Origin of the sequence: Paraburkholderia ginsengisoli NBRC 100965 (genome assembly GCF_000739735.1) — a bacterium.
GTDB lineage: Bacteria > Pseudomonadota > Gammaproteobacteria > Burkholderiales > Burkholderiaceae > Paraburkholderia > Paraburkholderia ginsengisoli.
In genome coordinates, this window is the sequence record NZ_BBJF01000035.1 from 1 (window position 1) to 6,842 (window position 6,842).

A 6,842-nucleotide genomic window follows, 5' to 3' on the forward strand; every position below is an offset into this window, starting at 1 on the left:
GACTGGGTTTGTAGCTAAAGAATAGTTATCCTTATCAGACAACCGTCTCTACTGTATCGGCAACAGTCCAGCCATGCCATTTGGCGAACCGCTCCTGGAGTACGGCGCGATGACATGCCGCGTTCATTTGATGTCTGGGCAACGCAAAGTGCTGCCGGATTGGGCCGAAACATGAGAGAAACGCCTGTGTGCGTTGCGGATCGCGAAAACCGCACATCTGGCGTTCGCGCCTGCGCGTCGGCTGGTGGCTATTCTCGGCACGGTTGTTCACGCGTGCAGCCGCTTTGACGAAAACGTGCTTCACCTGAGCGAGCTCGGGAATATCGGCCTTCGCTGCTGGGTAGCTGCGCAACTGGTCGGTCACGATCTTGTTCGGCACCGGGTTTGAACGCAGCACCCTCAGGAAGAAGCGCTTTGCCGCGGCCTTATCGCGCCGCTTTTGCACCAGCACATCGAGTTCGGCACCGTGCTCGTCGACTGCTCGCCACAACAGATACGGCTCGCCGCGCAGCGTCACGAACATCTCGTCCAGATGCCATATGCTGCCCGGCCTGGGCCTCGCTGCCTTGACGCATCGGGCGAATTCAGCGCCGAATTTGTCGCACCAGCAACGGACCGTTTCGTACGTGACCACGACACCGCGCTCGAGCAGCAACTCCTCGACGTCGCGCAGGCTCAGGCTGAACCGGAAATACCACCGAACCGCGATGACCGTGATAAAGCGATTTCGTTTTCTTCATCACTTCATTCTAACGCCGGCTTCCCGTCAACCTGACAGTGCCCTTATCGGTGATCAGTACACGCGGTGAGCGCCCGTGCTTCTTGAGCAGCTTTCGCATCAGCCGCCCGGCCGCATGCCTGTCACGCCGGCTTTGCACCAGTACATCAAGCACCGCGCCATGCTGGTCCACCGCGCGCCACAGCCAGTGCTTCTTGCCGTTGATCGTGACCACCACCTCGTCGAGGTGCCACTTGTCACCTTTGGCCAGCGCGGTAGAGCGGATCCTCTGGGCGATACACAGGCCGAACTTCACCGACCAGCGTCGCACCGTCTCGTAGGTCAGCTCACTGCCACGGGCGGCCAGCAACTCCTCGACCATGCGCAGGCTCAACGGAAAACGGTAGTACAGCCACACCGCATAACTGATCACATCGGGTGGAAACCGGTAGCCGGAATAGGAGATAACATCGTTGGCAGGTGCGTTGTATTGGAGAGCAGTTCGTTTCATACCCGCAATTGTCGCTGCATTTCCGGCAACATCCCAGCAACGTGACAGTACCCTGCGCACCGCGATCAGGCGACTGGCAGGGCACACTCCCGGCCACCTGCTCACCAGAGGATCTCGCGCAGCTGGCCAGCACGTCCGCGCACGCGTTGCGGCACACGTTCGGCACCCAGGCGATCCGGCAGATGCCGGTGAACGTCGTGCAGGCCATTCTCGGCCATACGTCGCTGCAGACCACCTCGATCTATACGCGCGCTGGGCGACAGCAGATGCTGGACGCGGCTGAACGGCATTACTCGGCCGATGCGCCATCGCCCGGTCCGGAAAACCGGTAGGGTTGGTCCCGCGGGAACCGGTCCGTCATGCCGGCGACGGCAATGATCCGGGCCCACTGTCCTGGTTCTGCTCCAGTGAGCCGGTCACCCCAGCTACAATCCACGTCCCGGACGCGCCGGCCGCTTCCCGGCACGCCCTTCCCAACTAGGAGAGGTGAATGATGCAGGTACAACCGTATTTGATCTTCAACGGCCAGAGTGAAGCAGCACTGAAGTTCTACGAGAAGGCACTCGGCGCGAAGACGATGTTCATGATGCGTTTCGGGGATGCCCCGCCCAGCCCCCAGCGGCCAGTCTCGCCTGAGTTCGCGGACAAGGTCATGCACGCGAGCTTCACGATCGGCGCATCGACACTGATGTGCTCGGATGGCGATTGCAGCAATCCGGAAGGCGTGCACGCCGGCTACTCGCTGTCGCTGAACCCCGCGACCGTCGACGAAGGCAGGAAGCTGTTCGAATCGCTTGCCGACGGCGGCGCCGTGACGATGCCCTTCGACAGGACGTTCTGGGCGCTCGGCTTCGGCATGGTGAAGGACCGTTTCGGCGTGCACTGGATGATCAACGTCGAGGACCTGTCGCAGCGTGAGGCAATCGTGACATGCACGCAGTAAGGCGCATCCTCTTTTGGGCTCACTGGCCGTGAGGATCGCGCCCGGGAGGGAACGTGGCTACCCTCCCTGTTGCGCTTCACCCTTGAAACCGCCAGATGTTAGTTGCGGATCCAATTGAATGCCAAGAAGACCGGAGATTGCCGCTCTCAACTGACCGGAGGGCACTGGTTTATGTAGTACCAGCACTTCGCTGGTCCGTGCCGCCAACAAACCGCGGGCGGCTGTGTCGCCCGTGATCAGCATCGCCGGAATACTCTCGTTGTATTCTTCACGAAGCTTTTCGATCGCGTCGATGCCGCTCTCGCCGTCACGCAAACGCAGGTCGCAGATAAGCATCGCCGGCCGCTCCGCATAGTCGCCGAGGAGCTGGATCGCCTCGTCTGCCGATGCAGCTTCCAGAACCTCGTAGCCCCATTGGGTTAATAAGGTCGACATCCCTGTCCGGATTGCCTGCTCGTCGTCAATCACCACGATCAGGCCAGTTCCGAACGTGCCGGGCATATCTCCGACAGGCGCTTCCAGTGGCATCGCCGCGCTTTTTGCCCGTGCCAGCAAAATCTCGAAGCATGATCCCCGCCCCGGTTCTGAACGCAGTTGGAGATTGCATGCGAGGAGGTTTGCCAGGCGGCGCACAATCGCCAGGCCGAGGCCAAGGCCCTTTTCGCGATCCCGCTCCGGATTGCCGACCTGGTAGTACTCCTGGAAGACGAGATCATGTAGATCGGTCGGAATGCCTCGACCGGTATCCCAAACCTGGACGGCGATGTGCGTCCCTCCGAGTCGGCACCCTACGAGGATTTTCCCGGCATCGGTGTAGCGCACCGCGTTCGATACGAAGTTGCGCACGATGCGTTCGACGAGCGTTGGATCGGAATCGACGATCGCGCGGCAGGGAACGTGCGAGAGCGTCAAACCCTTGGCCGACGCTTCATCTGCGTAGTCTCTGCAGGTGCGCGTCAGTACGGCATCGATCGAGAAGGGCCGTGAATGCACTTCCACGACGCCAGCGTCAAGCTTGGAGATGTCCAGCAATGCGGCGAAGAGCCGATCCACCGCCTCGGTCGAGGCTTCGATATGCCTGACGAGGCGTTCGCTATCCGGATGCATGGGCGTGCGGCGGAGCGCGCCGACAAACAGACTGATTGCATGAATAGGTTGGCGTAGGTCATGGCTGGCCGCGGCGAGAAAGCGGGATTTTTCGAGGCTGGTTTCTTCGACGACTTCTTTTTGACGTGCCAGGTCGACGGCCAACAGCTCCGCGATGCGTCGCTCGTGATCTGCTTTTTGCCGCTCGTGCTTCGCGGTTAACTCTGCGGTCTGTTGCCTGCGATGAGTTCGGATGCTTACCACGACGACCCAGGCTACCTCGTTGAGAAAGGCGCCTACATGTTCTGCGCTGTCTGTCCACCAATTCCATGGCAAATACCCGCTGTGCAGTGCTGTTGAAACAGTCATTCCCATTAAATAGAACGCCGCGCCGACAATTGCCCAGTTCCATAATGAATCGTGGTCGCGGGCACGGCGCATGACAAATGGTGTCAGGAGAAAGAGTGGGGACGCGCCGGCGATGCTATCCGCCACTGTGACCACGCTGCCGGTGACCAGATCAATAGCGAACAGGGCGGTCAACAGCGCAAAAAAAGCGGCAAACGATTTCAACAACCCGCTGATGCGTGGGTTTCGCTCACGAAGGTCGAGAACGCCATCCACAAAAAGGAAGCAACTGATTGCGCGAAACAGCAGGCAAAAGCGCACAATGAAATCACCATGAGCGATGCTCGAAATCGGCGACAACCATTCATTTGCCAAACCATAATAGATCGATGCGTACAGACTGCTGGATGCCGCAAATAGCGCGAACCAAAGGCAAAGCGGATCGCGCTTGAGTGTTGCGATGAAGAGCGCATAGATGACGAAGCCTGTACTCATACCAAGCGCCACGCTTCGCCAGAACTGGATCGACGATTCGTGCTTGATGATGCGCTCGATTCGATCGAGCGACATGGGCATCAACATCGCGTAAGGGGCCACCTTGCGAACGCGGATCAGTAGTTCGTAGTGTCGGCCGGGCTGCAGTGCCAATTGAAATACCGGTCGGGGGAAGGCGGGGGAACGCCGTGCGAGTACCGGCCGCACGGGAACGGACAGGTGTTGCGTGATCCGCTCCTGCTCCACGACATACAGATCGATTTCGTCCAGAAGAACAATATCGACGCCCAGCCACCAATCGACCGGCGCATCTGTCGACAATGCAATGTCGGTGCGCAGCCATACTGTATCCTTACGTAGACCGAGGTTTGCGTGGGGCGAGCTGGGAATTTTGAACTGGTTCTGTTTTGCGAGGACGTCGCTTAACGTAAAGGAATGGTATGGATCGGAGAGGACGGTGACGTTGTCCCATGGATCGATCGTAACCCGGCTATTGTCAAGGACTACTGGGGATCGTAATTGGGCTTTCGTCGACGAGATAGCGCCGAAAAAGATCACGAGTCCAAGCAGCAGCAATGCGACGCCAGAATGAATACGGGGGCGGGGGCATATTGGAAAACCGACGATCGACCCGATTCCCAGAGAGTGGCACGTTATGCGAGGAACTTGCAGGATCACCATGCGCGTCTTTGGAGATGATGTCAGCACGGAGGGCATTGTCAGGTTGTTGGGTCGGTCACGTAAGATGGCGCGATGAAAAAATCGAAATCGCTTTATCACGGTCACCATTTACCGGCTGGCGTCATCAGCTGCGCTGTTCGATGGTATTTCGGTTTCAAGTTGAGTCTGCGCGACATCGAAGGGCTGCTCTTCGAGCGCGGTGTAACCGTGACATATGAGACGATCCGATGCTGGTGCGAATGGAATGAACAGCCCCGCCAACCGGTGAAAATATCCGGGATGCGACTCCTCAAGTTTGGCAAGGGCTTTGCTCACCGGGTGAAAGCCACGCGACGCAAGCCGGGTAGCACCTGATACCTCAATGAGATGTTCGTCACCCTGCGTGGCGAACCGTACCTGCTGTTGCGTGCGGTGGACGAACATGGCGCCGAACTCGACATCTCGGTACAAAAGCGGCGCGACAAGGCCGCTGCGAAACGCTTCTTCAAGCGTGTACTGCGCTCAAGTCCAGTGCCGCGCAAGATCGCCACCGATCAACTGCGCAGCTAACTTTGCATATCAAGCCGCAAGGATGCACCCGCAGCGCAACGACTACAAAAATAGTCAAATGAATTTTTGACAAACTTCACGCAGAGCGCATAAACGGTATTGGGGTGCCGTCAAGATTCGGACGTTTACGGACGCCAACGGTTAATCTTACTGTGTCATTAAATCAAAGAGTCTTCCCAGATTCCGACAGCATGGACACACATCGAGTCCGGCGACCAGTCGGACCGTAAGTTCATAGCGAATGGTGGCAATCGAGTCGGTTCTGTCGCGCTAACGCGATGAAGTAGAATTGGTTAAATCCCAAAGCATGGCGAGCATGATGGCAATGACGAAAACGCCACGCAAGACGCTGCCCACCGGCATTGGCAAGGTACTGAAGCGACTGCACTAGCCGCTGGATGGTGCGACACGTGTCGCCGTCAGCCGCGCGTCAAGCGGCAGGTAGTTGGCGGTAAAGCTCGTCCTTGTCTTGTCGTACGCGGCGATCGGAAACGATTGCAGTGCTGCGACCTGCTGTACGACCAGCAGTTGCCTATCCAGACATGCGCAGCCGGTAACGGCTGGGTGTGAAGCTCTGGCGACAACGTACCTCTCGACTGACGGTTCACCCCGGCGATGGGGAAGGAATCGACACTGCCAGCCGCCGTGCGGTGTGAGGTGCAAGGCAAGTTCCGCATGCGCAACATAGGTGAACTGTTGATAAGGCCATGTCAAGTTGAGCGCGCAGTAGAATGGGGATATGAAGAAGATCAAGTCGCCCTATCACGGTTTCCGATTTCCGGCCGCGGTAATCAGCTGCGCGGTACGCTGGTATTACCGTTTCAACCGGATCCTGCGCGATATCGAGGAACTGCTGCTCGAGCGCGGGGTGAGCGTCACCTACGAATCGGTGCGCAACTGGTGTGACCGGTTTGGCGCGCAGTTTGCCCGTCGCGCGAAAGCCGCACGCGGCGCGCCGGGCTCGACCTGGCATCTCGATGAGTTAATGCTGAAGCTGCGCGGTGAACCGTACGTGCTGTGGCGTGCAGTCGATGAGCACGGCACCGAACTGGACGTCCTGTTACAGAAGCGCCGCAACAAGGCCGCAGCCAGACGCTTCTTCACGAAGATATTACGCTCGTACCCGGTGCCCACGAAGATCGTCACCGATCAGCTGCGCAGCTATCCGGCGGCCAAAGCGGAGGTACCGGAACTCGCCGGCGTCAAGCACGTTTTCGCCAAGGCGTCGGCTCGGGTGAACAACCGCGCTGAAAACAGTCACCAGTCCACGCGCCGGCGTGAACGCCAGATGCAGGGTTTCCGGTATCCACGCCGCACGCAGGTATTCCTGTCGCGCTTCGGTCCGATCCGTCAGTATTTCGCGTTGCCCCGACACCGGATGCAGGCGGCTGGCCATCGGGAACAACTCAAGGAGAGATTGTCGGCTTGGTACGGCTGGGCCGGCGTGCAATTCTCCCTCGCAATTCAATAAGGATACCTTATTGTCGTGTGTCTTTGAAATCCGCCTCGAT

5 protein-coding genes and 3 pseudogenes are annotated in these 6,842 nt (G+C 58.7%); 5 read left to right on the forward strand and 3 right to left on the reverse strand.

The window, feature by feature from the left end; all coding sequences use genetic code 11:
* Positions 1-34: 34 nt before the first annotated feature.
* Entirely contained in the window at positions 35-718 is a 684-nt protein-coding gene (locus BGI01S_RS28630; protein ID WP_157004298.1) for an IS6 family transposase, read from the reverse strand.
* 64 nt (positions 719-782) lie between these two features.
* Positions 783-1,229: pseudogene (locus BGI01S_RS28635) on the reverse strand (IS6 family transposase); the annotation flags it as partial.
* 41 nt (positions 1,230-1,270) lie between these two features.
* Here BGI01S_RS28635 and BGI01S_RS29985 point away from each other — a divergent pair.
* Together BGI01S_RS29985 and BGI01S_RS28645 are read left to right on the forward strand one after the other, a co-directional pair.
* Positions 1,271-1,561 (forward strand): tyrosine-type recombinase/integrase, encoded by a 291-nt coding sequence (locus BGI01S_RS29985; RefSeq protein WP_232624498.1) that lies wholly within the window; start codon positions 1,271-1,273, stop codon positions 1,559-1,561.
* Positions 1,562-1,722: 161 nt separating this feature from the next.
* Complete coding sequence (locus tag BGI01S_RS28645; protein WP_042329796.1) at positions 1,723-2,172, forward strand: VOC family protein; 450 nt, start codon at positions 1,723-1,725, stop codon at positions 2,170-2,172.
* 57 nt (positions 2,173-2,229) lie between these two features.
* Here the strand turns inward: BGI01S_RS28645 and BGI01S_RS29100 are convergent, their stop codons facing one another.
* Positions 2,230-4,677, reverse strand: coding sequence for a hybrid sensor histidine kinase/response regulator (locus BGI01S_RS29100; protein ID WP_052400551.1), 2,448 nt, complete (start codon positions 4,675-4,677; stop codon positions 2,230-2,232).
* A 177-nt stretch (positions 4,678-4,854) separates the two neighbouring features.
* Between BGI01S_RS29100 and BGI01S_RS29990 the strand changes: the two are divergent.
* From BGI01S_RS29990 to BGI01S_RS28660, 3 genes and pseudogenes are all read left to right on the forward strand, one after another.
* Positions 4,855-5,328 (forward strand): annotated as a pseudogene (locus tag BGI01S_RS29990) (IS6 family transposase); the annotation flags it as partial.
* Positions 5,329-5,647: 319 nt separating this feature from the next.
* A pseudogene (locus BGI01S_RS30780) lies at positions 5,648-5,719 on the forward strand (IS6 family transposase); the annotation flags it as partial.
* Positions 5,720-6,070: 351 nt separating this feature from the next.
* Positions 6,071-6,802 (forward strand): IS6 family transposase, encoded by a 732-nt coding sequence (locus tag BGI01S_RS28660; RefSeq protein ID WP_042329794.1) that lies wholly within the window; start codon positions 6,071-6,073, stop codon positions 6,800-6,802.
* Positions 6,803-6,842: the final 40 nt, after the last annotated feature.

Bases quoted from the DNA above. Each gene is read 5' to 3' on its own strand.
- BGI01S_RS28645 (WP_042329796.1), top strand. From the start codon at position 1,723: ATGCAGGTACAACCGTATTTGATCTTCAACGGCCAGAGTGAAGCAGCA.
- BGI01S_RS28660 (WP_042329794.1), top strand. From the start codon at position 6,071: ATGAAGAAGATCAAGTCGCCCTATCACGGTTTCCGATTTCCGGCCGCG.